Below are 22,898 nucleotides of genomic sequence, written 5' to 3'. Positions count from 1 at the left end.
AGGAGCGGCGCTCATGATCATCGTGGTCGGAATCGGCGCCGACGGCATGGCTGGGCTCAGTGCGGAGTCGCGAGCTGAACTCCGAAGGGCCGCAGCCATTTACGGGTCCAAACGACAACTCGACCTGCTCGACGACACGGTGCCCGCGCCCCGGCGGCAGTGGCCGTCGCCGATGATGCCCGCGCTGCAAACATTGCTGGACGGGCGCACCGGTGACGTGCATGTGGTGGCCAGCGGCGATCCGCTGCTGCACGGCATCGGGGGCACCCTGATCCGCCTGCACGGCCGCGACAACGTCAAGGTGCTGCCACATGTGTCGTCGGTGACGCTGGCGTGCGCGCGGATGGGCTGGACCGTCCACGACACGGAGGTGATCAGTCTGGTCACCGCGCAGCCACATACCGCGGTTCGCCGCGGGGGCCAGGCGATCGTGCTGTCGCAAAGCAAGTCCACGCCAGCCCAGCTCGCAGCACTGCTCACCGCGCATGGCCGCGGCGAGTCCGAGTTCACCGTTCTCGAACGACTCGGCGCCCCGGACGAACAGCGCCGCGACGGCACCGCCCGCGGCTGGGCGGAAACCCGAGACATCGACGATCTCAACGTGGTCGCCGTGCGCTACCTGCCCGACGAACGCGTCTCGCCCCTGCCCGACGACGCCTTCACCCACGATGGGCAGATCACCAAACAGGGGATCCGCGCGGTGACACTGGCGGCCCTGGCGCCGCGCCCGGGTGAGCGGTTATGGGACGTCGGGGCCGGCTCGGGCAGCATCAGTGTCGAGTGGTGTCTGAGCGGACAAGGTTGCAGCGCAGTGGCATTCGAAAGCAACGAAGGGCGCCGGCGCAACGTGGAACTCAATGCGGCGGCCTTCGGGGTCAGCATCGACGTGCGCGGCGAGGCCCCCGGCGCGTTCGAGGGTGCCGAGCCGCCGTCGGCGATCTTCATCGGCGGCGGCCTGACCCACCCCGGCTTGCTCGACGCCTGCTGGTGCAGGCTGCCCTCGGGCGGGCGGCTCGTCGTCAACGCGGTCACCACCGAATCGGAAGCCGTTGTGACGCAGCAACATCAACGCTTGGGCGGCCAGTTGCGACGCTTCCAGCATTATCACGGCGAGCCGCTGGGCGCCTTCACCGGCTGGCGCGCGCAGTATCCCGTCACCCAGTGGGCGGTGACCAAATGACGGTCTATTTCATTGGGGCGGGGCCGGGCGCGGTCGACCTGATTACCGTGCGTGGCCAGCGGCTACTGCAATCCTGCCGGGTCTGCCTGTACGCCGGATCGATCATGCCCGACGACCTGCTTGCGCTGTGTCCTCCGGACGCGAAAATCGTTGACACCGGCCCGCTCACGTTGGAACAGATCGTCGCCGAGCTCGCCACCGCGCACGCCGCCGGCCTGGACGTGGCGCGGCTGCATTCCGGTGATCCGTCGTTGTATAGCGCGCTGGCCGAGCAATGCCGGCAGCTCGACAGTCTGGGCATTGACTACGAAATCGTGCCCGGGGTACCGGCTTTCGCCGCTGCGGCGGCCGCGCTGAAGCGTGAGCTCACCGTTCCCGGCGTGGCGCAGACGGTGACGTTGACCCGGGTGGCAACCCTGTCGACGGCCATGCCGCCCGGTGAAGACCTGAACACCCTGGCCCAATCCGGCGGCACCCTCGTCCTGCACCTGGCCGCCGCCCAGATCGACGCCATCGTCTCACAACTTCTCGAAGGCGGCTACCGGCCCGAAACACCGGTGGCCGTCGTGGCTTTCGTGAGTTGGCCGCAAGAGACGGTGCTGCGCGGCACCCTCGCGGACATCGCCGGTCAGATGCACCAGGCCCACGTCACCAAGACCGCCGTCATCGTCGTCGGTGACGCGCTGACCGCCGGGGGATTCACCGACAGTTACCTCTATTCGACCGGGCGGGCCCGGGGGAGCAGGCATTGATGCGCGTGCTGCTGCTCGGCGGCACCGGGGAGGCGCGCGCCCTGGCGAAGGCCCTGCACCCGCGCGTCGACATCATCAGTTCCCTGGCCGGCCGGGTGCCGGATCCGGCCTTACCGGTTGGCCCCGTGCGCATCGGCGGCTTCGGCGGCGTCGACGGGTTGCGACGCTGGCTGCACGACGAACGCATCGATGCCGTCGTCGACGCCACCCACCCCTTCGCAACGACCATGACGGCGCACGCCGTCGCCGCGTGCGCCGACTTGCGGATACCTCATCTGATCCTGGCCCGCCCGGCCTGGGATGCGGGCGCGGCCACTGTCGTCGAGTCGGACATCGCGGCCGCCGAAACCATTGCACGGCAAAGGTATTCGCGAGTGTTTCTGACCACCGGGCGCTCGGGCGTACGGGCCTTCGCCGACAGCCACGCGTGGTTTTTGATCCGGGCGGTGACCGACCCGGACGCGTCCGCGCTGCCACGTCACCATCGCGTGCTGCTCTCCCGCGGGCCGTACGGCTATGAAGACGAGATCGCGCTGTTGCGCGAGCATCGCATCGACGCACTGGTCACCAAGAACAGCGGCGGAGACATGACCCGCGCGAAGCTGGATGCCGCCGCGGCACTGAACGTTCCGGTAGTGATGGTGGCGCGGCCGCCGCTACCCGCCGGGGCGTTGACCGTCGGCACCGTGGCACAGGCGGCCGAATGGGTCGGTGCGCTAACCGGTTAGCGCTAACCGGTTAGGTGGCCGCGGTCGCTATCGGCCAACAGCGCATCGCGGGCGCGGGCAACGCGGGAGCGGATGGTGCCCACCGGGCAGCCGCACACCTCGGCGGCGTCCGCATATGGCAGGCCGAGCAGCTGGGTGAGCAAAAGTGCTTCTCGCTGTTCGGCATTGAGGTTGGCGATCATCGTCGTCACCTCGACCAGGTCCTCGAATCCGCGGGCGTGACCGTCGGCGCGTACCACGTGCTCGGGATCGGCGCCGACGGCGGCGCGGGGCCGCGATTGCAGGTGGCGGATGTGGTCGGCAACGACGCGGCGTGCGATGGAGAGCAGCCAGGTGCGCGCGCTCGAGCGCCCGGAGAATCGCTCGATGGCGCCGATGGCGCGCAGGAAGGTCTCTTGGGTGAGATCGTCGGCGTTGCCCGTATCCGACAGATAGGCGACAAACCGCCACACGTCTTGCTGGGTGGCTTTGATGAACGACTCGAGCGCTCGCGCGTTTCCGCGTGCGGCTGACAACGCGAGCTCGGTTACGGCCTCGTCGTCGCTCGGCGCGGTCATGCCCACCCACCTTTGTTGTGCGAGTTGTCCGATTCTACGACGGCTCGTCGTAGAAGATGCGACGGGGTCGACGGGCGCATGGTTGATGGGTCGCAAGTGCCCGCGCCGCCGACCACTGTGCGAGTCCGCCGCCCAGCCGGGGAAGTCGACGTCGCCGGAGGCGTCGGAGCCGCGCCGCCGGTGCGAGCCCACCCGTTCCCGCGCGACGAGCAACGCGAACGCCAGGCCCAACAACAGGGGCATGTGGCTGGCGATGCGGGTGGCGGTGACTTCGCCGGCGAAGGCGTCGACGATCACGTAACCCAGCAGCGCAACGGAATAGACACCGGTGATCGCCGCCACTCCAAACGCGGAAGCGGGCCAGACGCCGGCGGCGATCATCGCCAGACCCAGCGCCAGCAACCACGCCGTGGACTCGTGCATCAGGTGTTCGCCGGACATGGCGCCGTGCATGTGTGCCGACACCATGCCGAAATCGATGCCACTGATTTGGGCGGCCGCGATCGCCACCTGGAACAGGCCGACAGCGATCAGGCCCCACCGCCGGTAATGCGACCGCAACCAGCGCATCCAGGCCCGGTGTCCGGTGGGCTGCTCGCCGATGCTGGCCATGATTTTTTCGACCAGGTCCGGTCCCTCGCCGGGGTTCACGGAGGCAAGCCGTCGCGTCTGCACGGCCGCACCGATCAGCCAAGAGCGGCAGCTTCGACAGGATTCGAGATGCGCATCGACCTGCCGTGCGAGGACCTGGGGACGCTCGCCGTCCAATCGAGCCGACAGCGCTTCGCGCGCAATCTCACACCGCATCCCTGCATCGTTGCGCATGGCCCGGCCGCGCGCAAAGACTCGCGAGATTTATCGCCAGAACGAAATTGCGGGGAACTAAACGGGATCGGCAACCGACCTCTGTCGGTAAGCATCGCCAGCCCATCCACGAGATGCACCGAAGAGGTATGCGTGTTCTTGCTTGAAGGCCCCCGACGATGACCGCCCCGATCTGGATCGCTTTTCCGCCCGAAGTGCACTCGACGATGCTCAGCAGCGGCCCCGGCCCCGCGCCGCTGCTCGCCGCCGCCACGGCATGGTCGTCGCTGAGCACCGACTATGCGACCGCGGCGGCCGAGCTCAGCGGACTGATGGGCGCGGTACAGGCAGGGTCCTGGGACGGCCCCAGCGCGGACCAGTACGTGGCCGCTCACGCCCCTTACCAGGCATGGCTGCTGGAGAGCGCGGCCAAGAGCACCGCGGCGGCAAGCCTGCACGAGACCGCGGCCACCGCGTACACCGCGGCACTGGCGGCCATGCCGACGCTGGGCGAGCTCGCCGCGAATCACGCCGTGCACGGCGCGCTGGTCGCCACGAACTTCTTTGGGATCAACACCATTCCCATCGCCGTCAACGAGGCGGATTACGCGCGCATGTGGGTGCAGGCCGCCACGACGATGAGCACCTACCAGGCCGTCAGTGCATCCGCGCTTGCCGCTGTCCCGGCGACCACCCCCGCGCCGACGATCGTCGTGCCGGGTGCGGAGGCAGGCACCGCCAGCGTCGCGGCGGTGCAGGCGGCCACCGTGGCACCGGCCGCGGACTCCGGCTCCAACCTCAACAACGCTGCTACCTCGAGCGCCCAGCAGCAGGCGGCGACGCAGACCTATCCGTCCTGGATGGACCAGCTCACCCAGTGGCTGCAGCAGTACACCCAGAACTTCGCGTGGCCGGTCTCCAAAGATCTCAACCCCGGCGGCTGGCCCTTCCCGCCGGTGCCGTTCGTCAACGGTCTCGCCTCGTTCTTCAGCCAGTTGGGCTTCTCGCCGGCCCTGTCCAGTGCGCTCGGCTGGGCCATCTTCCACACGCTGATGATCTTCTGGCCGTTCATGCAGGCCGCGATCCAGATGGCGGTGGTGCTCGCGCCTGTCGTCGTGGCCGCCATCGGCGCGGCAGCAGCGGGCGGGGCGGCGGCCGCGGTCACCGCGATCAGCGTCGCGGTTCCACTTTCGACGGCCGCGCCGTTGCCGGCCGTCGCGGCGGCGCCGGCGCCAGTGGCGGCTCCGGCGCCGACGATCGCCAGCGCGCCCGCCAGTGTGAGTCACGTGTCGACGCCGGCGACCGCCCCCGCGTCGACGGTTGCCGGATCGGCCGGCGGCGGGCCGGTCGGCGGGGGACCCGGCGTCGGCTTCGGTCCCACGGTGACCGACGGCATCGGGGCAAACCTGTCCAATTCGCTTTATGCGGTCGGGTTTTCGGGGCTGTCGGCGCGTGGCAGCGCGACCGGCCGGTCACGGCGCAAGTCGGAGGAACCCTCATCCGACGACGTCGACGCACCCGCCGCCGCCGCCGCGGCCGCCGCGGCCAAGAAGAAGGCCCGAGCCCGTCGGCGCCGCGGCGGCACCGCCACGGAGCGGGCTTACCGCTACGAATACCTGGACTCCGACGAAGGATCAACTCCTGCCGGTGACGCCGAAGATCTCGATGCCGCACGCCCTTCCGAGGGCGGTGCGGGACCGCTCGGATTCGCCGGTGCGGCAGCCAAATCCGAGGCAGCGCGAGCCGCCGGGCTGGCGACGTTGACCCGTGACGGTTTGAGCGACGGCCCCACCGTGCCGATGATGCCGAGCACCTGGGACGGTGACCCTAGGCCTGGTAGCGCCGGGGCGTGAAGACCCGGTCGGTGGAATCGTCTGAGTACCACTGGGTTTGAGACGATCCGACGATCAGCAGGCAGCGCATGTCGATCTGGCCGGGATTGAGATCGGCCAGCCTGACCACGCGGACGTCCTCGTCGGGGCCGGACACGTTGCGGCCGATCACCACCGGGGTACCGGGCTCGCGGTGGGTCAACAAGATGTCGCGCATGGCACCGACCTGCCAGGTCCGCGTCTTGGACGCGGGGTTGTAGATCGCCAGCACCAGATCAGCGGCCGCGGCGGCCTGCAATCGCGCGGCGATCACCTCCCATGGCTTGAGGCGGTCGGACAGCGAGATCACCGCATAGTCGTGTCCCAGCGGCGCGCCGACCCGACTGGCCACCGCCTGGGCGGCGGTCATCGCCGGAATCACCCGAACCTGCACGCCCGGCCATTCTTTGGCCTCTTCCAGCACCGCGGTCGCCATCGCGAACACGCCCGGGTCACCCGACGACACCACCGCCACGGCACGGCCCTGCTCGGCCAGCGTGCACGCCAGCCGTGCCCGTTCGGGCTCGTCGCGGTTGTCGCTGGGGTGGCGCTGCTGGCCGTCACGCGCCGGCACGCGGTCCAGGTAGCCGCCGTAGCCGATCAAGTCGGTCGCCGCGGCCAGCTCCCGCCGGGTCTGCGGGGTCATCCAGTCCACGTCGCCGGGACCCAGGCCTAACACGGTGACGCTGCCGGCCGCAGCGGTGCGCCCGCCGCGCTGCCCGCCCGGGAGAATGGCCAGCGAGAAATACGGGACGCCGGCCTCGTCGACGTCTGCGGCGGGCATGATGCGTTGCGTGGCTGTGCTGGCCCGCTCCACGTAGAACGCGTCGTCAAGTCGTCCAGACGTCGAAAGTGCTTCCCGCACAGCGCGATACGAGCGCCCGAGTTTGAGCACGACGGCGGCGTCGGCGTCGGCGAGCCGACGGGTCAGCTCTTCGACCGGCAAGGTGCCCGGCAGCACCGACAGCACCTCGTCGCCGGCCACCAGTGGCGTCGCGATCGCCGCCGAGGCGGCGCTCACCGACGTCACACCGGGCACGATGACGGCGTCGAACCGTTCGGTCAACCGGGTGTGCAGATGCATGTAGGAGCTGTAGAACAGCGGGTCACCCTCGGCCAACAGGGCCACATTGCGACCCGCGTCGAGATGCGCAGCGATGCGCTCGGTGGCCTCGACGTAGAAGTCCTCGATCGCGCCGGCATAGCCGCCGGGATGGTCGGTGGTCTCGGTGGTGACGGGGTAGACCAGGTGCTCTTCGATCTGGCCGGGCCGCAGGTACGGTTCGGCGATGCCGCGGGCGATGCTGCGGCCATGCCGGGCGCTGTGATAGGCCACCACGTCGGCCTCGCCGATCACCCGCGCGGCTTTGACCGTCACCAGTTCCGGGTCACCCGGCCCCAAACCGACGCCCCACAGTGTCCCCCGGCCCGTCATTCGCGGTCACTCGCGATTGCATTGACGGCGGCGGCGGCCATCGCACTGCCGCCGCGGCGGCCGCGCACTACCAGATAGGAGGTGCCGCGTGGGTTGTCGATCAGCTCCTGTTTGGACTGCGCCGACCCGACGAAACCCACCGGGCCGCCCACGACGCCGGCCGGTGGGGCAACTCCGTCGTCGATCAGCTCGAGCAGCCGGAACAGCGCGGTCGGGGCGTTGCCGATCGCCAGCACCGCACCGGGCAGCCGGTCCGCCCACAACTCCACCCCGGCCGCCGAGCGAGTGGTTTGCCGGCGTGCGGCCAGCTCGGCCGCCCGCGGATCGGCCACCAGGGAGACCACCTGATTATCGGCCGGCAGTCGGGCAGCTGTGATCCCGGCGGCAACCATCGACGAATCGCACAGCACGGGGGCGCCGCTGCGCAGAGCGGCGCCGACCCGTTTCACGACGTCGTCGGTGAATGCGACGTGCTCGGCGACGTCGACCTGCCCGCAGGTGTGAATCAACCGGACCACCACCTGTGCCACGTCGGCCGGGAACCGTGCCAGATCGGCTTCGGCACGGATCGTCGCGAACGACTGGCGATAGATCTCCGCCGCGTCGCGGATGTAGTCGAGCACCCGCCCACTTTAAGGCTCTCCCGCGTGGCGACCCGCCGCACCCGGCTACAGCCGCCGGTAGCCGTCCGGCGTAGCCACCAGCACCTCGCCGGCCAGCGGGCTGCCGCACGCCCGGTCGCAGCCGACAAAGTGCCGGTGCACCGTCGAGTCGGCGTCCAGCGCTCCCGCGGCGTCGGCCCGCACGTCCGCGGCGGAGCGCGCGCAGCCGGGGCTGCCGGTGCAGGCGCTGACGGTCAGCCAGGGGGAGTTTTCGTCGAACACCAGACCCAGCGGCGCCAGCACCCGCAGCGCGGTGTCGGCCACCCCTTCACTGAGATCACAGACCAGCACCGAACGCCACGGCGTGATCATCAGTGGCGCTTCGATCGCGGCCAGGTATTCCGCGACGCGCGCCGGCAGCACACCCAGTGGCACCGCGGCGCCCAGCGCCACCCGCCCGTCATCTTGGCTGATCCAGCCCACCGGAGGCCTGGTGACCACCGGAAACGAGGTGGCGCTCGGTTCGGCGACGGGCAACAGCCGCCGAGCCTCGTCCAATTCCTGGACACGCCAAGCGGTTCCGCGGGCGTCGACGAACCGCATAGCGAGAGTGACCAGCGTCTCGACCACCTCGCCGGCGGCCAGCCGGACACCGGTGTCGCGGCCGGCGAGCAGCAGCGCACAGCCGTCGGGGAACGCGTGGACGCCGACGTCGGCACGCAGCCCCGACACGTCGGCGCGCCCGTCGTCCAGGCTGAACCAGAACCGGCCGCCCAGCTCGGTGAGCCTGGGCTCGGCGCAGATCGCGGCGTCCAGCTCGCCGACCCAGCGACGCACGTCCAGGTTGCCGCCGGAGCGCCCGGACAGCGGTGAGGCCACGATGTTGCGGACCCGTTCATGCGTCGTCGACGGCAGCAGGCCCGCGGCCGCCAGCGCCTCGCCGACCCCGGTCACGTCGGTCAGCCCGCGCAACTGCACGTTGCCCCGGGCGGTCAGCTCGAGCGTGCCCGAACCTGACCGGCTACTGACCGCGGCCAACGCAGCCAGCTGGGCGGCCGTGATCGCGCCGCCGGGCAGCCGGACCCGGGCCAAGGCGCCATCGGCCGCCTGGTGCACCTGAAGCGCACCCGGGCAGGCGTCTTCGGTACTCGTTCTGGCCACCGGTCAACGGTACGGGGTCGGTCGATCCCCTGAACACCAGAACTGAATCTGACGCCAGTGTGAGTTTCGCCGGAGCCGTTTCACTTCAGGTTCGACGGCTGGTGGCGGGATAGCTCAGCCGGATGTTCGTCGAAGCGCGGCGTCACGACCGTCTCGTGAGGCCGCAGCCCCGCGAGCGCCTCGAACCAGGATGTATCGGCGAAAAACGCTGTTGCAGAATGTAATTCGTGCTGGTGCACTCATTTTGGATTTCGTAACTTCTGTGTCTGCCGGAGCCGCCACTCTGTTTGCTCGCAGTTTGCTGCCGCTCACCACTCTATGTGTGCGTCCCGACTACGCTACGGGCTTCATAAGCCGGACAACAGGATTGAAACCCACAACGCTCTGGGTCATGCAATCGGTCGGGACGGTTGCGGGGCCAAGCCCTAGGGCCCCGGGTCAGAACCAGTTAGTGCACCAAACGTTCGACCCATGCCAAATCGAGGCTTTGGAGGACTGATGAGTAACGACGACAATGGCAGCATTTTCGTCTTGACCAACGACGAAGATCAGCACAGCCTGTGGCCGCTGGCCATGGCTCAAAGCCTGTTGCCCCAGCAGCTGGACAAACGTGTCAGCTCGGAAGCAACTCCCGCCGTTTGCCCGTTCAGGCATCTGCAAGACCAGGCAGACGACATCGAGGCCGACGAAAAGCCGGAGGCCAAGCTACGCTACGCGGATTACCTGCACCTCGACGAGCTGCTCGGCGCGGTACAGCCTTCGTCTGGGGACGGCGACCGGTCGGTTTGGGCCGACGAGAGGTACTTTCAGATCATCCACCAAGCCTCTGAACTGTGGGTGTCGCAGATCTTGGTCGACCTTGATCTTGCACTTGAGTCCGCCCGTCGTTCGGACTTCGACAGAGCGGTCGGTCGTTTGAAGCGCGCCAACGCCCTGCTCGAACTGATCGTTACGACACAGAATGCCCTGCAACACCTTGCGGTGAATGACTTCCACCGGTTCCGGCCTGGTCTACAGGGTATGAGCGCCGGACAGTCGCATCAGTTCACGACCATACTGGCCGGCGTTCGCCACGCTCCCGTGGCGGCATTACTCGAAATCGTTTCCGACCGGCGCAACGGCGACGCGGGCAACCGCCGGCAACGCCTCCATCTCGGCGCGCAGCTCGATGTATTCATTGCCGGCCTCACGCGCTGGCGGCTGGCTCACTTAGACGTAGTCAGCCGCTTCATCGGGGACGGTCGGGGCACCGGGGGCACCGCCGGGCTCGGCTTCCTGGTCGATCGCCTTTTCGACGCTTCCTGCCCAACGTAGGAGCGGCTTCTTGTAGGCGGCGCTCCTACTCCTAACGGCCACCGCCGCACCCGGTGTTCTTCGATTGCCTTCAGCCAGACGTAAACCCTTACCCAGGTGCCCGGCAGCGCCCTAGCGTCGGCACAGTGAGCATTGCCACCGCGCTCGACGCTGCGTCCAGCAAGCCGGGCAGCGCCCCAGCCGGCGGGCCGAGCGGATTATGGTCGCGCCGCAAATGGGAGATCGTGCGCGTCGCGTCGCCGCTAGCGCTGCTGGTGTTGTGGCAGCTGGGCAGCGCGCTCGGCGTGATTCCCGCCGATGTGCTGCCGGCCCCTTCGTTGATCGTCGAGGCCGGAGTCGAGCTGGCTCGCAACGGTCAGCTCGCCGACGCGCTGCACATCTCCACCGTCCGCGTTGTTGAGGGGCTGCTGCTGGGCGGGATCATCGGGATCGTGGCGGGCGCGGCGGTCGGCCTGTCCCGCTGGGTCGAATCGACCGTGGACCCGCCGATGCAGATGATCCGCGCACTGCCGCATTTGGGGCTGATTCCGCTGTTCATCCTCTGGTTCGGCATCGGCGAGCTGCCCAAGGTGTTGCTCGTCGCGCTGGGGGTGATCTTCCCGCTTTACCTGAACACGTTCTCGGCGATCCGCCAGGTCGACCCCAAGATGCTGGAAACCGCTCAGGTGCTGGGTTTTTCGTTCTCTCAGCGGTTCACCCGGATCATCGTGCCCAGTACCGCCCCGCAGGTGTTGGTGGGCTTGCGGCAGTCGCTGGCAATCGCGTGGCTGACGTTGATCGTCGCCGAGCAGATCAACGCCGACAAGGGAATTGGCTATCTGATCAACAATGCCCGCGACTTTTTGCGAATCGACGTCATCATCTTCGGGCTGACGATCTATGCGCTGCTGGGCATCGTCACCGATGCGATCGTCCGGCTCATCGAGCGCCACACGCTGCGCTACCGACACTGAAAGGTCCGGGCTTGACACTCATCGCAGAATCGGACGCCGCCACCCCCGGACTCACCGACATCGCCGGCGAGTTGCGCCACGTCGACAAGTTTTACGGCAGCCGCAAGGTGCTCGACGACGTTTCGGTGCGGGTGCGTAGCGGCGAGATCGTCGCGCTGGTCGGGCGTAGCGGATCGGGCAAATCGACGGTGTTGCGGGTGCTCGCCGGCCTGTCGGATGACCACAGTGGGCAGCGCGTGGTGGCCGGCGCGCCGGCTCTGGCATTCCAGGAGCCGCGGCTGTTCCCGTGGCGCGACGTGCGGACGAACGTGGGTTACGGGCTTACCCGCAGCCGCCTGCCGCGGGCGCAAGTCCGGGACCGCGCCGACCGGGCGCTGGCCGACGTCGGGCTGACCGACCATGCCGGCGCGTGGCCCCTGACCCTGTCCGGTGGTCAGGCGCAACGGGTTTCGTTGGCCCGCGCGCTGGTGGCCGAACCCCGACTGCTGCTGCTCGACGAGCCGTTCGGTGCGTTGGACGCGCTGACCCGGTTGACCATGCACACCCTGCTGCTGGATCTGTGGCGCCGGCATCGGTTCGGGGTATTCCTGATCACCCATGACGTCGACGAGGCGGTGGCGCTGGCCGATCGTGTGCTGATGCTCGAGGAAGGTCGCGTCGTCCACACGCTGGCCATCGACGAGCCACGCCGCGCGCCAGGTGATCCCGGACCGCATACCGAGCGGCATCGTGCGGAGCTGCTGGATCGTCTTGGTGTGCGACTTTGATGCGTGGCTTCATCACTCTGGTCGCGGCGCTCGCACTGCTGTCGACCGGATGTGTTTCGCGCGCCGCCAGTTTGGGGCCCAAGCCGGCGCCGGCCGCGGTGCCGTTATCGGAGTTGTCCGGCCTGACCTTGCAGGTGGGGGATCAGAAGGGTGGCACCGAAGCGCTGCTGCGCGCCGCGGGGCAGCTGGATAACCTGCCCTATCGGGTCGCGTTTTCGACGTTCACGTCCGGGCCGCCGCAAGTGGAGGCGGCTACCGCGGGCAAGATCGACTTCGCGATCACCGGTAATACGCCGCCGATCTTCGGGGCCGCCAGCAACGCCAAGATCAAGGCGGTCGCCGCATACGGCGGCGGCGGCGCGGGCAATCGCGTTCTGGTGCACGCCGATTCGCCGATCGTATCGGTCTCCGACTTGCGCGGTAAGGCGATCGCCGTCGCGAAGGGCAGCTCGTCGCACGCCAACCTGCTGGCCCAGTTGGACAGGGCCGGGCTCAAACCCGCCGAGGTGAAGTTCGTCTTCCTACAGCCGGCCGATGCGCTGTCCGCGTTCAGTCAGCGTCAGGCCGACGCGTGGGCCATCTGGGATCCCTACACGGCCCAGGCCGAGCAGCAAATCCCGGTGCGAAGCATCGCCGAGGCGCAGGGCGTCACCAATGGCGACTGGGTGGGTGTCGCGTCCGACCAGGCGCTGGACGACCCCAGACGCAACACCGCGCTGTCCGACCTACTGGTACGTTTCGAGAGAGCCGTGCAGTGGGCCAGGTCTCATCCGCAGGAGTGGGCCCAAGACTATTCCGCCGCAGTGGGATTGGACCCCAAAGTGGCTGCGGTCGCGGCGACGCGTAGCCTGCGGTTACCGACCGAGCTCGGTGACGACGTGGTCGCGTCGGAACAGAAACTGGCCGACTTGTTCGCGGGCGCAGGCCAGCTCGCGTCGGCGCCCAGGTTTGCCAACTGGGTCGATCGTCGATTCAACGAGGCGTTGCGACCAGGCCTCGCCAGCTGATCTGAGGAGTTATGGCGGCAAAGTTTTTCTGGTTTCTGCCGACCACCGGCGACAGTCGATCCATCGTTGGCGGGTCGCACGCGTCGTCGCACCACGTGGTTCCGGCGAGTCATCGCAAGCCCACCCGCCGCTATCTGGCCGAGGTGGCGCGCGCCGCCGATCGGCTCGGCTACGAAGGCGTGCTGACGCCCACCGGAACCTGGTGTGAGGACGCGTGGTTGACGGCGGCGGCCCTGCTGGCCGAGACCGAGAGGTTGAAGTTCCTGGTCGCGTTCCGGCCGGGCCTGGTGCCGCCGACGCTGGCGGCGCAGCAAACCGCGACGCTGCAGCGGTTTTCGGAGGGCCGCGTGCTGCTCAACGTCGTCAGCGGCAGCGACGACCGTGAGCAGCGCCGCTTCGGGGACTGGCTGGGACACGACGAGCGCTACGCCCGCACCGGCGAGTTCCTGCATATCGTCAGTTCCGTGTGGCGGCAGGAATCGGTCGACTTCGACGGCAAGTACTACCACGTCGAAGACGCGCGGGTGTCCGAGCCGCCGGATCCCTTGCCGCAGATCTATTTCGGCGGATCCTCACCACCTGCGCTGGCCATCGCGGCCGAGTACGTGGACGTGTACCTCACCTGGGGTGAGCCGCCGCAGGCGGCAGCCGACAAGATCGCCAAGGTGCGGACGTTGGCGCACGAGCGCGACCGTGACGTTCGGTTCGGGATCCGGCTGCACACGATCAGCCGCGACAGCTCGGCGGCCGCGTGGGCGGTGGCCGAGGACCTGGTCAGCGAACTGAGCCCCGAACAGATCGCGAATGCGACTGAGCAGCATGCCCGTTCGGAATCCGAAGGGCAGCGCCGGATGACCGCGCTGCACGGCGGCCGCCTCGACAAGCTGGAGATCTACCCGAACCTGTGGGCCGGGGTCGGGCTGGTGCGCGGCGGTGCCGGTACGGCGCTGGTCGGCAGCCACGAAGAGGTCGCCAACCTGATAGCCGAATACCACGCGCTGGGCTTCGACGAATTCATCCTGTCGGGCTACCCCCATCTGGAAGAGGCCTACTGGTTTGCCGAGGGGGTGCTGCCGATCCTGCGCAATAACGGCATTGCCTGATTAAGGATTGAACACTTGTCAGTGCGGGCATTCTGGTGCCCGTGAGGACGGTGGAGTATGCGCCCGGCCGGTTGGTCGACGTCTTCGGCGAGCCGGCACCCTCCACCATCTTGCTGTGGCACGGCGCGCAGACCGATGCCCGCGCCGCCGTCGGCCCGCTGGCCGGCATGCTCGCCGGGCGCGCCGCGGTGGTGGTGGCACCGGACTGGAACTCACATGCAGATGACGGCGGGCGTGGTGATCTGTTGCGTTCGCTGGACTTTGCCCGCAACCTCGCCACCGACGCCGAGCGCATCCTGCTGGTCGGGTGGTCGATGGGCGGTGCCGCGGCGGCCGGCGTGACGCTGCACGCGACGCAATTCGGCCTCATGCCCGCGCACACGATCTGCCTCGCCGGAGCGTTCATGGTCCCCGATCCGATTACCGGTGCGACGCTGACCGACGGGCTTGGCGCCGCCGATATCGGTGCGCCCTTCACATTGCTGCACGGCGTCGACGATGACGTCGTGCCGGTAGCCGCCAGTCAAGACTTCGCCGCCAGCCTCGAACGTATCGGCTGGCCGGTGAAATTGGTCGAACTCAAAGCCGACCACGGCTCGATCGCCGGCGCCGACTACGACGCCGTTGCGGACCGCTACGAACCGGCGAAGAACGGAGCGGCCCGGGCGGTGGCCCAACAGGTCGCCGACCGGATCGCGGCGCTGCTGGGCGGTTGACCGGTCCCCGTCGGCGCGATGGTGTCTCGCTGCGGTACGAATGATGGGTGGCTGAGCCGACCATCCTGCTGCTGTCGACGTCCGATACGGACCTGATCAGCGCCCGTTCCAGCGGAAAGAACTATCGGTGGGCCAACCCGTCCCGGCTGTCAGAAGACGAGTTGCCCGACCTGCTGGCCGACGTCGCCATCGTGGTGGTGCGGATTCTCGGCGGCTACCGCGCGTGGCAGAGCGGCATCGACATGGTGATCGCGAGCGGTGTGCCCACGGTGTTGGTCAGCGGCGAGCAGGCGGCCGACGCCGAGCTGACCGGTCTGTCGACGCTGGCGGCCGGCATTGCGGTGCAGGCGCACATCTACCTGGCCCACGGCGGCGTCGACAACCTGCGCCAGCTGCACGCCTTCCTCTCGGACACCGTGCTGATGACCGGGTTCGGGTTCACTCCGCCGGTGGTGACGCCGACCTGGGGAGAGCTGCCGCGGCCGAACCCCATCGATATCGACGGCCCGACGATCGCCGTGCTGTATTACCGCGCGCAGCACCTGGCCGGAAACACCGGCTATGTCGAGGCGCTGTGTGGGGCCATCGAGGACGCCGGCGCACGGCCGATGCCGGTCTACTGCGCGTCGCTGCGCACCGCCGAACCCGAACTGCTGCAACGGCTAAGCGACGCCGACGCCATGGTGGTAACCGTCCTGGCGGCCGGTGGACTGAGACCGGCGGAGGCCGCGGCTGGTGGTTCCGATGACAGCTGGAACGTCGAACACCTCGCCGCCCTGGACATTCCGATCCTGCAGGGGCTGTGCCTGACCAGCCCGCGCGCCCAGTGGCGCGCAAACGATGACGGCCTGAGCCCCCTCGATGTGGCCAGTCAGGTGGCGGTGCCCGAGTTCGACGGCCGCATCATCACGGTGCCGTTCTCGTTCAAAGAGATTGACGAAGACGGCCTGATCTCCTATGTCGCGGATCCCGAACGCTGCGCCCGGGTCGCGGGACTGGCGGTGCGCCACGCTCAGCTGCGCCAGGTATCCCCGGCGGACAAGCGGGTGGCCCTGGTGTTCTCGGCCTATCCGACCAAGCACGCCCGGATTGGTAACGCGGTCGGGTTGGATACACCGGCGAGCGCCGTCGCGCTGCTGCAGGCGATGCGCGAACACGGCTACCGGGTGGGTGAGCTGCCCGGGGTTGAGGCCAACGACGGCGACGCCCTGATCCACGCGCTGATCGAGCGGGGTGGACAGGACCCGGACTGGCTCACCGAAGGCCAGCTCGCCGGCAACCCGATCCGCGTGTCCGCCAAGGACTACCGCGAATGGTTCGCGACCCTGCCCGCCGAATTCACCGACGCGGTCACCGAGCACTGGGGCCCGGCGCCCGGGAATCTTTTTGTGGACCGCAGCAACGATCCCGACGGCGAAATCGTGATCGCCGCAATGCAATCGGGCAACTTGGTGTTGATGGTGCAGCCGCCCCGAGGCTTTGGGGAAAATCCGGTGGCCATCTATCATGACCCGGACCTGCCGCCCAGCCACCACTACCTGGCCGCGTATCACTGGCTGGACGCCGGGTTCGGCTCGCACGCGGTGGTGCATCTGGGCAAGCACGGCAACCTGGAATGGCTGCCCGGCAAGACGCTGGGCATGTCGGCGGCCTGCGGCCCCGACGCCGCGCTGGGCAACCTGCCGATGATCTATCCGTTCCTGGTCAACGACCCCGGGGAGGGCACCCAGGCCAAGAGGCGCGCACACGCCGTTCTGGTCGACCATCTGATCCCGCCGATGGCTCGGGCCGAATCCTATGGCGACATCGCGCGTTTGGAGCAACTGCTCGATGAGCACGCCAACGTCGCCGCCCTGGATCCCGGCAAGCTGCCCGCCATCCGTCAGCAGATCTGGACACTGATGCGGGCCGCGAAGATGGACCACGATCTGGGCCTGACCGAACGACCCGAAGAAGATTCGTTCGACGACATGCTGCTGCACGTCGATGGCTGGCTGTGCGAGATCAAGGACGTCCAGATTCGTGACGGCCTGCACATCCTCGGGCAAAAGCCCACTGGGGAAGCCGAACTGGACCTGGTGTTGGCGATCTTGCGGGCCCGCCAACTGTTCGGCGGCGAGCACACCCTGCCCGGGTTGCGGCAGGCCCTGGGTTTGGCCGAGGACGGCACCGACGACCGGACCACGGTCGACCAAACCGAGGCCGCGGCCCGCGAGCTCATCGCCGCGCTGCAGGCGAGCGGCTGGGACGCTGACGCCGCCGAACGGATCACCGACAACCCCGGCGTCGCCGCGGTGCTACGGTTCGCCGCGACCGAAGTGGTGCCTCGGTTGGCCGGCACCGCCGCTGAAATCGAGCAGGTATTGCGCGCCCTGGACGGCCGATTCATCCCGGCCGGGCCGTCGGGATCGCCGCTGCGCGGGCTGGTCAACGTCTTGCCCACCGGCCGCAACTTTTATTCCGTCGACCCCAAGGCCGTCCCGTCCCGGCTGGCCTGGGAAGCCGGTGTGGCGCTGGCGGATTCGTTGCTCAGCCGGTACCGCGACGACCACGGGCGGTGGCCGCAATCGGTCGGCCTGTCGGTGTGGGGCACCTCGGCCATGCGCACCGCCGGTGACGACATCGCCGAAGTCCTTGCCCTGCTGGGTGTCCGGCCGGTGTGGGACGACGCGTCGCGACGCGTCGTGGACCTGGCGCCGATTCCGCTTGACGAGCTTGGCCGGCCGCGCATTGACGTGACGGTGCGGATCTCCGGGTTTTTCCGTGACGCCTTCCCGCACGTCGTGACGATGCTCGACGACGCCGTGCGGCTCGTCGCCGACCTGGACGAGCCCGCGGAGGACAACTACGTCCGCGCCCACGCCCAGGCGGATATGGCTCATCATGGTGATCAACGCCGTTCCACAACAAGGATTTTCGGGTCCAAGCCGGGTACTTACGGCGCCGGGTTGCTGCAGCTGATCGACAGCCGCAACTGGCGCGACGATGCCGACCTCGCCGCGGTATACACCGCGTGGGGCGGCTTCGCCTACGGCCGAGACCTGGACGGTCGCGAGGCCGTCGACGACATGAACCGGCAGTACCGGCGCATCGCGGTGGCCGCCAAGAACACCGACACCCGCGAGCACGACATCGCCGACTCCGACGACTATTTCCAGTACCACGGTGGCATGGTGGCGACGGTGCGGGCACTGACCGGGCAGGCGCCCGCCGCCTACATCGGCGACAACACCCGCCCCGACTCGATCCGCACCCGCACCCTCTCGGAAGAGACCACCCGGGTATTCCGGGCACGCGTGGTCAACCCGCGCTGGATGTCGGCGATGCGGCGGCACGGCTACAAGGGTGCGTTCGAGATGGCGGCGACCGTCGACTACCTGTTCGGCTACGACGCGACGGCCGGGGTAATGGCCGACTGGATGTACGAACAACTCACCGAGCGCTACGTGCTGGACCCGGAGAACCGGAAGTTCATGACCGAGTCCAATCCGTGGGCGCTGCACGGCATGGCCGAACGGCTGCTGGAGGCGGCCGGGCGCGGGATGTGGGAGCAGCCCCAACCGGAAACCCTTGACGGGCTGCGGCAGGCGCTGCTGGAAACCGAGGGCGATCTCGAAGGCTGACTTCCGGCCCTGCTCGGCGTAGGTTGACACCGTGACACCAACCTTCGATGACCTTGCCAAGGCGCAGTACATCCTGCTGACCACCTTCACCAAGGACGGCAAGCCCAAGCCGACGCCGATCTGGGCGGCCCTGGACAAGCAGCGCGGGGACCGCCTTCTGGTCATCACCGGAGAAAAGTCCTGGAAGGTCAAGCGAATCCGTAACACGCCGCGGGTCACGCTGGCCACCTGCACCATGGGGGGGCGACCGACCAGCGAGGCCGTCGAGGGAACCGCGGCCATCCTGGACAAGTCGGAAACGGCCGCCGTCTACGACGCGATCGGCAAGCGCTACGGCGTCGTCGGCAAGGTGTTCAACTTCGTCAGCAAGCTGCGCGGCGGCATGCACAACAACGTCGGACTGGAACTGAAAGTGGCTTGAAACCAAGGCGTCATGGCCACCGTGCTCATTCCGATTCCGGACCGCGACTTCGACCCGACCGAGGTCGCGGTCAGCTGGCGGGTGTTGACGAGAAGCGGCCACCGCGTGATCTTTGCGACCGAGTCCGGCACGCCCGGGGTGGCCGACGACATCATGGTGACCGGCCGTGGATTGGACGTCTGGTCGGCGTTGCCCCTGATGGGAGCCGTCCCGCTGATCGGGCTCGCGCTGCGGGCCGACAAGGCCGGGCGCAATGCCTATCGGGACATGGTGTATTCCAAGGAGTTTCAGCATCCGGTTGCCTGGGCGCGGGCCACCCTCGACGGCGTCGACGCGCTGTTGTTACCGGGCGGACACCGTGCCCGCGGGATGCGCAGCTACATCGACAGCGACATCCTGCACCGGCTGGTCGTGCAGGCCTTCGCTCGCGGGCTGGTGGTGGCCGCCATCTGTCACGGGGTGCTACTCGCCGCGCGCAGCGTCGATCCCGGCACCGGCCGTTCCGTCCTGTACGGGCGCAAGACCACGGCGTTGACCTGGGCGATGGAGCGGTTGGCCTGGCGCCTCACCCGATTCACCCGGTTCTGGGACCGCGACTACTACCGGACCTATACCGAGCAACCGGGCCAACCCGGTGGGTACATGTCGGTGCAGTCGGAAGTCACACGCGCGCTTGAGGATCCCGCCGATTTCCGTGATGTCGCCCGCGGATCACCGCACTGGCTGCTGAAAACGTCGGGTGTGGTTCGTGATACGCCGACGGATTCGCGGCCGGCATTCGTCGTCGAAGACGGCAATTATGTGTCGGCGCGCTGGCCCGGCGATACCCACACATTCGCAACGGTGTTGTCACAGAAGCTGAACACGGCGCACTAACCCCTACGTCGCGGCGCCCGTTCCCAGATGCTCGCCGAAGAACGCGAACACCCGCCGCCACGCGTCCTCGGTGGCGTCCCGGTCGTAGCCGAAACCGGCAATGCGAAGCAGCGGTTGGGCGGGCAGCTCGTTGGCGAAGCTGTGCCCGACACCGGGGTAGACCTTGACGTCAGCGGTGATGTTCTTCGCGGCGATCGTCGCGTTCAGCTTCTCGGGCGCCCCCCGGCCCAGCGGGTCACGGCCGCCGAAGCTGGCCACCAGCGGGCACGCGCCGTCGAGCGTCTTGTCGAGGTTGCGGGGCAGGGGAGTGCCGTAGAACGGCGCGGCCGCACCAAAACCCTTGGGCGACATCACAAGCGCGAACTGCCCGCCCATGCAGAAACCCGCGATGCCAACCTGGCCCGAACATTGCGGCATGGCCTTCAAGTGGTCGCGGGCGCCCAAGATGTCGCCGAAGGCACGGCCGCGCTGCGTCTGCAGCTCCTTCATGACCCGGGTGATGCAGCGGATGCGGCCGCCGCGGGCATACAGGTTCGGGGTGAGCGCCAGATAACCCGCCGCCGCGATGCGGTCGTTGATCGACTGCTTGTCCTGCCGGTAGCCGAGCGCATCGTGGATGACCACCACCCCCGGCCATGGGCCTTCTCCAGGAGGCGTGCTCAGTAACGCATCGATCGGTCCGTCGGGGGTGTCGATCTGAATCGTCGTCATAGCGTCATCTAACTGCAATCCCGCGGGTGAGCACCACGGGAACTCGGCTGCGGCATGCGGACGTTGGTCTGACATGGTGTCGCGGCTGTTGCTGATCTACGCCGTCGTCGAACTCGCGGTGATCTTCGCGTTGGTGTCGACGATCGGATGGGGCTGGACCCTGCTGGCGCTGTTGGCGACCTTCCTGCTGGGCTGGGGCATCCTGGCCCCGCTGGCGGGTTCGCACCTCATCCGCCGGCTCGGGCAGCTGCGCTCGGGCCCGGCCGGACAGCGCGCGGCGGCCGGCGATGGTGCGCTGGTGAGCCTGGCGGCGCTCCTGGTCCTGGTGCCCGGTCTGGTCAGCACGGCGCTGGGCTTACTACTCCTCATCCGGCCGGTACGGTCGGCCGTCGGCCCCGGGTTGACGGCCATGGCGCTGCGCACGTTGCAGCGGCGGATGCCGGGACTCGGCTACGCGAGCGCTTTCCGCGTGCAGTCGCACCCGGCGCAGCATCCCAGCGGGTCCTACCCGGATGCCGGCCGTGGTCACGGCGACTACATCGAGGGTGAGGTCATCGATGTCCGCGATGTCGAGGCGCCGGTGCGGCCGCAACGATTCGACGGACGCTGACGTCGCACGGGGGTCCGCATCGTCCGTCCGGCGTTATCGCCATCCGAACCGTTGCACGTAGTTTTGGCCTGTGACCGATAGTGACCGTTAATCCCGCACCGGTGACCCTGCTGGTCAACGGCCGCGTGTACAGCCCGGCCCAACCCGACGCGACCGCGATGGCGGTCCGCGACGGCGTGGTGGCCTGGCTGGGCAGCGACGAGGTCGGTCGCCGAATGTTCCCGGATGCCCGCATCGACGACCTCCATGGCGATTTCGTGGCGCCGGGGTTCGTCGACAGCCACATTCATCTCACCGCCACCGGGCTGACCCTCAGCGGGCTGGACCTGCGTCCGGCGGCCTCGCGCGCCCACTGCCTGCAGATGGTCGCCGACTACGCCGCCGCACACCCGGGCCGGCCGGTCTGGGGGCACGGCTGGGACGAAACATCCTGGCCGGAGAACCGCCCGCCCAGCACCGACGACCTGGACGCGGTTCTCGATGGCCGGCCCGCCTACCTGGCGCGGGTGGACGTGCACTCCGCGCTCGCGTCGGCGGGCCTGCGGCGGCTGGTTGCGGAGCTTCCGGCGGCTGCCGGTTTCAGCGCCGAGGGGCCGTTGGTCGGCGACGCCCACCATCTGGTGCGAGCCGTCGCCCGGGACCTGCTGACGACCGAACAGCTCGCCGAGGCCCGTACCGCCGCGCTGCGGGCGGCCGCGGCGGCCGGCGTCGTCGCGGTACACGAATGCGCCGGACCCGACATCGGCGGGCTCGACGACTGGCTGCAGTTGCGGGCCCTCGATCAGGGCGTCGAGGTGATCGGCTACTGGGGTGAGCCGGTGAGCACCCCCGCCCAGGCGCGGGAGCTGATGTCGGCGACCGGGGCCCACGGGTTGGCCGGTGACCTGTTCATCGACGGGGCTTTGGGGTCGCGCACCGCCTGGCTGCGCGAGCCGTACACCGATGCGCCGGACCGCACCGGCACCTGTTATCTGGATGCCGGCGCCGTCGAGGCGCACCTGCGGGCATGCACGCAGGCCGAAGTGACCGCCGGATTCCACGTCATCGGGGACGCCGCGGTCGCGACGGCGGTGGATGCCATCGAGCGCGTGGTCGCCGACCTCGGGCCGGTCGCCGTCGCCGGCTGCGGGCATCGACTCGAGCACGTCGAGATGGTCACCGCAGAGCAGGCCGCCAAGCTCGGCCAGTGGGGGGTCATCGCCAGCGTGCAGCCGAATTTCGACGCCCTCTGGGGCGGCGCCGACGGCATGTACGCGCGGCGGCTCGGTACCCAGCGAGGCAGTCGGCTCAACCCCTTTGCGCTGTTAGCATCCCAAGGCGTGCCCCTCGCGCTAGGTTCCGACGCTCCGGTCACCGGCTTCGACCCGTGGGTGAGCGTGCGCGCGGCGGTCAACCATCGCACCGCGGGAAGCGGGATCTCGGCCCGTGCCGCGTTTGCCGCCGCCACCCGCGGTGGTTGGCGGGCGGCCGGCGTCCGCGACGGCAAGACCGGCATCCTGGTGCCCGGAGCGCCGGCCTCGTACGTCATCTGGGATGCCGGAGACCTGGAGGTGCACGCCCCGCGCGACACCGTCCAGCGCTGGTCGACCGACCCGCGTTCCCGGGTGCCCGCGCTGCCGCGATTGGGGCGCGACGACGCCCTACCGCGGTGCCGGCGAACGGTGCATCGGGGTGCTGTCATCCATGGCTAGGCATGGGTTGGGCGAC

The 22,898-nt window shown here is 68.7% G+C and carries 20 protein-coding genes and 1 pseudogene; 15 read left to right on the top strand and 6 right to left on the bottom strand.

The window, feature by feature from the left end; genetic code table 11:
- The first annotated feature begins 13 nt into the window (after positions 1-13).
- The 3 genes from cbiE to ACIUM1_RS01105 are packed head-to-tail and all read left to right on the top strand — an operon-like array spanning position 14 to position 2,660.
- Entirely contained in the window at positions 14-1,180 is a 1,167-nt protein-coding gene (cbiE, locus tag ACIUM1_RS01115; protein ID WP_406815482.1) for a precorrin-6y C5,15-methyltransferase (decarboxylating) subunit CbiE, read from the top strand.
- The gene (cobM, locus tag ACIUM1_RS01110) at positions 1,177-1,932 is read left to right on the top strand and encodes a precorrin-4 C(11)-methyltransferase (RefSeq protein ID WP_406815481.1); all 756 of its coding nucleotides are present in this window, start codon (positions 1,177-1,179) and stop codon (positions 1,930-1,932) included. Before cbiE ends, cobM begins: the two co-directional genes overlap by 4 nt.
- A complete protein-coding gene (locus tag ACIUM1_RS01105) occupies positions 1,932-2,660 on the top strand; it encodes a cobalt-precorrin-6A reductase (RefSeq protein ID WP_406815480.1) in 729 nt (242 codons plus the stop codon). Before cobM ends, ACIUM1_RS01105 begins: the two co-directional genes overlap by 1 nt.
- 2 nt (positions 2,661-2,662) lie before the next feature.
- Here ACIUM1_RS01105 and sigC read toward each other — a convergent pair whose 3' ends face one another.
- Positions 2,663-3,217 (bottom strand): RNA polymerase sigma factor SigC, encoded by a 555-nt coding sequence (gene sigC, locus ACIUM1_RS01100; RefSeq protein ID WP_406817889.1) that lies wholly within the window; start codon positions 3,215-3,217, stop codon positions 2,663-2,665.
- Between the two features lie 165 nt (positions 3,218-3,382).
- Positions 3,383-4,024: pseudogene (locus ACIUM1_RS01095) on the bottom strand (DUF2275 domain-containing protein); the annotation flags it as partial.
- A 176-nt stretch (positions 4,025-4,200) separates the two neighbouring features.
- On the opposite strand from ACIUM1_RS01095, the gene ACIUM1_RS01090 reads away from it, so the two are divergent.
- Positions 4,201-5,874 (top strand): PPE domain-containing protein, encoded by a 1,674-nt coding sequence (locus ACIUM1_RS01090; protein WP_406815479.1) that lies wholly within the window; start codon positions 4,201-4,203, stop codon positions 5,872-5,874.
- On the opposite strand, the gene ACIUM1_RS01085 is transcribed toward ACIUM1_RS01090, so the two are convergent.
- Genes ACIUM1_RS01085 through cobG form a run of 3 tightly spaced genes read right to left on the bottom strand, consistent with a single transcriptional unit; the run spans position 5,849 to position 9,090 of the window.
- A complete protein-coding gene (locus tag ACIUM1_RS01085) occupies positions 5,849-7,327 on the bottom strand; it encodes a precorrin-2 C(20)-methyltransferase (RefSeq protein ID WP_406815478.1) in 1,479 nt (492 codons plus the stop codon). The two genes, ACIUM1_RS01090 and ACIUM1_RS01085, sit on opposite strands and share 26 nt — an antisense overlap.
- Complete coding sequence (locus tag ACIUM1_RS01080) at positions 7,324-7,950, bottom strand: precorrin-8X methylmutase (protein ID WP_406815477.1); 627 nt, start codon at positions 7,948-7,950, stop codon at positions 7,324-7,326. Before ACIUM1_RS01080 ends, ACIUM1_RS01085 begins: the two co-directional genes overlap by 4 nt.
- 45 nt (positions 7,951-7,995) lie before the next feature.
- Complete coding sequence (gene cobG / locus ACIUM1_RS01075; protein WP_406815476.1) at positions 7,996-9,090, bottom strand: precorrin-3B synthase; 1,095 nt, start codon at positions 9,088-9,090, stop codon at positions 7,996-7,998.
- A 498-nt stretch (positions 9,091-9,588) separates the two neighbouring features.
- Between cobG and ACIUM1_RS01070 the strand changes: the two genes are divergently transcribed.
- The 9 genes from ACIUM1_RS01070 to ACIUM1_RS01030 all read left to right on the top strand — a co-directional run bounded on the left by ACIUM1_RS01070 (position 9,589) and on the right by ACIUM1_RS01030 (position 19,870).
- On the top strand, positions 9,589-10,404 hold the full coding sequence (locus ACIUM1_RS01070) for a tryptophan 2,3-dioxygenase family protein (RefSeq protein ID WP_406815475.1): 816 nt from the start codon (positions 9,589-9,591) through the stop codon (positions 10,402-10,404).
- A 125-nt stretch (positions 10,405-10,529) separates the two neighbouring features.
- Positions 10,530-11,357 (top strand): ABC transporter permease, encoded by an 828-nt coding sequence (locus tag ACIUM1_RS01065; protein WP_406815474.1) that lies wholly within the window; start codon positions 10,530-10,532, stop codon positions 11,355-11,357.
- 11 nt (positions 11,358-11,368) lie between these two features.
- The gene (locus ACIUM1_RS01060) at positions 11,369-12,124 is read left to right on the top strand and encodes an ABC transporter ATP-binding protein (RefSeq protein ID WP_406815473.1); all 756 of its coding nucleotides are present in this window, start codon (positions 11,369-11,371) and stop codon (positions 12,122-12,124) included.
- A complete protein-coding gene (locus ACIUM1_RS01055) occupies positions 12,124-13,131 on the top strand; it encodes an ABC transporter substrate-binding protein (RefSeq protein WP_406815472.1) in 1,008 nt (335 codons plus the stop codon). Before ACIUM1_RS01060 ends, ACIUM1_RS01055 begins: the two co-directional genes overlap by 1 nt.
- A gap of 11 nt (positions 13,132-13,142) precedes the next feature.
- Positions 13,143-14,234 carry an LLM class flavin-dependent oxidoreductase gene (locus tag ACIUM1_RS01050; RefSeq protein WP_406815471.1) on the top strand — a complete coding sequence of 364 codons (1,092 nt, stop codon included), beginning with the start codon at positions 13,143-13,145 and terminating at the stop codon, positions 14,232-14,234.
- A 41-nt stretch (positions 14,235-14,275) separates the two neighbouring features.
- Complete coding sequence (locus tag ACIUM1_RS01045; protein ID WP_406815470.1) at positions 14,276-14,950, top strand: alpha/beta hydrolase family protein; 675 nt, start codon at positions 14,276-14,278, stop codon at positions 14,948-14,950.
- Between the two features lie 47 nt (positions 14,951-14,997).
- Positions 14,998-18,573, top strand: coding sequence for a cobaltochelatase subunit CobN (gene cobN / locus ACIUM1_RS01040; RefSeq protein ID WP_406815469.1), 3,576 nt, complete (start codon positions 14,998-15,000; stop codon positions 18,571-18,573).
- 31 nt (positions 18,574-18,604) lie between these two features.
- Positions 18,605-18,994 carry a PPOX class F420-dependent oxidoreductase gene (locus tag ACIUM1_RS01035; protein WP_406815468.1) on the top strand — a complete coding sequence of 130 codons (390 nt, stop codon included), beginning with the start codon at positions 18,605-18,607 and terminating at the stop codon, positions 18,992-18,994.
- Positions 18,995-19,006: 12 nt separating this feature from the next.
- Positions 19,007-19,870, top strand: coding sequence for a type 1 glutamine amidotransferase domain-containing protein (locus ACIUM1_RS01030; protein WP_406815467.1), 864 nt, complete (start codon positions 19,007-19,009; stop codon positions 19,868-19,870).
- Positions 19,871-19,873: 3 nt separating this feature from the next.
- Here the strand turns inward: ACIUM1_RS01030 and ACIUM1_RS01025 are convergent, their stop codons facing one another.
- Positions 19,874-20,581: a dienelactone hydrolase family protein gene (locus ACIUM1_RS01025; protein ID WP_406815466.1), complete on the bottom strand. Its 708-nt coding sequence runs from the start codon at positions 20,579-20,581 to the stop codon at positions 19,874-19,876.
- Positions 20,582-20,654: 73 nt separating this feature from the next.
- Here ACIUM1_RS01025 and ACIUM1_RS01020 point away from each other — a divergent pair, with 73 nt between their 5' ends.
- A complete protein-coding gene (locus ACIUM1_RS01020) occupies positions 20,655-21,191 on the top strand; it encodes an FxsA family protein (RefSeq protein ID WP_406815465.1) in 537 nt (178 codons plus the stop codon).
- Positions 21,192-21,349: 158 nt separating this feature from the next.
- Positions 21,350-22,882, top strand: coding sequence for an amidohydrolase (locus tag ACIUM1_RS01015; protein ID WP_406817888.1), 1,533 nt, complete (start codon positions 21,350-21,352; stop codon positions 22,880-22,882).
- The last annotated feature ends 16 nt before the right edge of the window (positions 22,883-22,898 follow it).

The organism is Mycobacterium sp. M23085 (assembly GCF_045343915.1).
Lineage (GTDB): Bacteria > Actinomycetota > Actinomycetes > Mycobacteriales > Mycobacteriaceae > Mycobacterium.
The sequence above is the reverse complement of the archived record's forward strand: the minus strand, read 5'-3'. Positions and strand labels throughout refer to the sequence as shown.

Coding starts and splice junctions, on each gene's coding strand:
- ACIUM1_RS01025 (WP_406815466.1), bottom strand. CDS start 20,581: ATGACGACGATTCAGATCGACACCCCCGACGGACCGATCGATGCGTTA.
- ACIUM1_RS01090 (WP_406815479.1), top strand. CDS start 4,201: ATGACCGCCCCGATCTGGATCGCTTTTCCGCCCGAAGTGCACTCGACG.
- ACIUM1_RS01020 (WP_406815465.1), top strand. CDS start 20,655: ATGGTGTCGCGGCTGTTGCTGATCTACGCCGTCGTCGAACTCGCGGTG.
- sigC (WP_406817889.1), bottom strand. CDS start 3,217: ATGACCGCGCCGAGCGACGACGAGGCCGTAACCGAGCTCGCGTTGTCA.
- cobM (WP_406815481.1), top strand. CDS start 1,177: ATGACGGTCTATTTCATTGGGGCGGGGCCGGGCGCGGTCGACCTGATT.
- ACIUM1_RS01030 (WP_406815467.1), top strand. CDS start 19,007: ATGGCCACCGTGCTCATTCCGATTCCGGACCGCGACTTCGACCCGACC.
- ACIUM1_RS01070 (WP_406815475.1), top strand. CDS start 9,589: ATGAGTAACGACGACAATGGCAGCATTTTCGTCTTGACCAACGACGAA.
- cbiE (WP_406815482.1), top strand. CDS start 14: ATGATCATCGTGGTCGGAATCGGCGCCGACGGCATGGCTGGGCTCAGT.
- ACIUM1_RS01050 (WP_406815471.1), top strand. CDS start 13,143: ATGGCGGCAAAGTTTTTCTGGTTTCTGCCGACCACCGGCGACAGTCGA.
- ACIUM1_RS01085 (WP_406815478.1), bottom strand. CDS start 7,327: ATGACGGGCCGGGGGACACTGTGGGGCGTCGGTTTGGGGCCGGGTGAC.
- ACIUM1_RS01015 (WP_406817888.1), top strand. CDS start 21,350: ATGGCGGTCCGCGACGGCGTGGTGGCCTGGCTGGGCAGCGACGAGGTC.
- ACIUM1_RS01105 (WP_406815480.1), top strand. CDS start 1,932: ATGCGCGTGCTGCTGCTCGGCGGCACCGGGGAGGCGCGCGCCCTGGCG.
- ACIUM1_RS01055 (WP_406815472.1), top strand. CDS start 12,124: ATGCGTGGCTTCATCACTCTGGTCGCGGCGCTCGCACTGCTGTCGACC.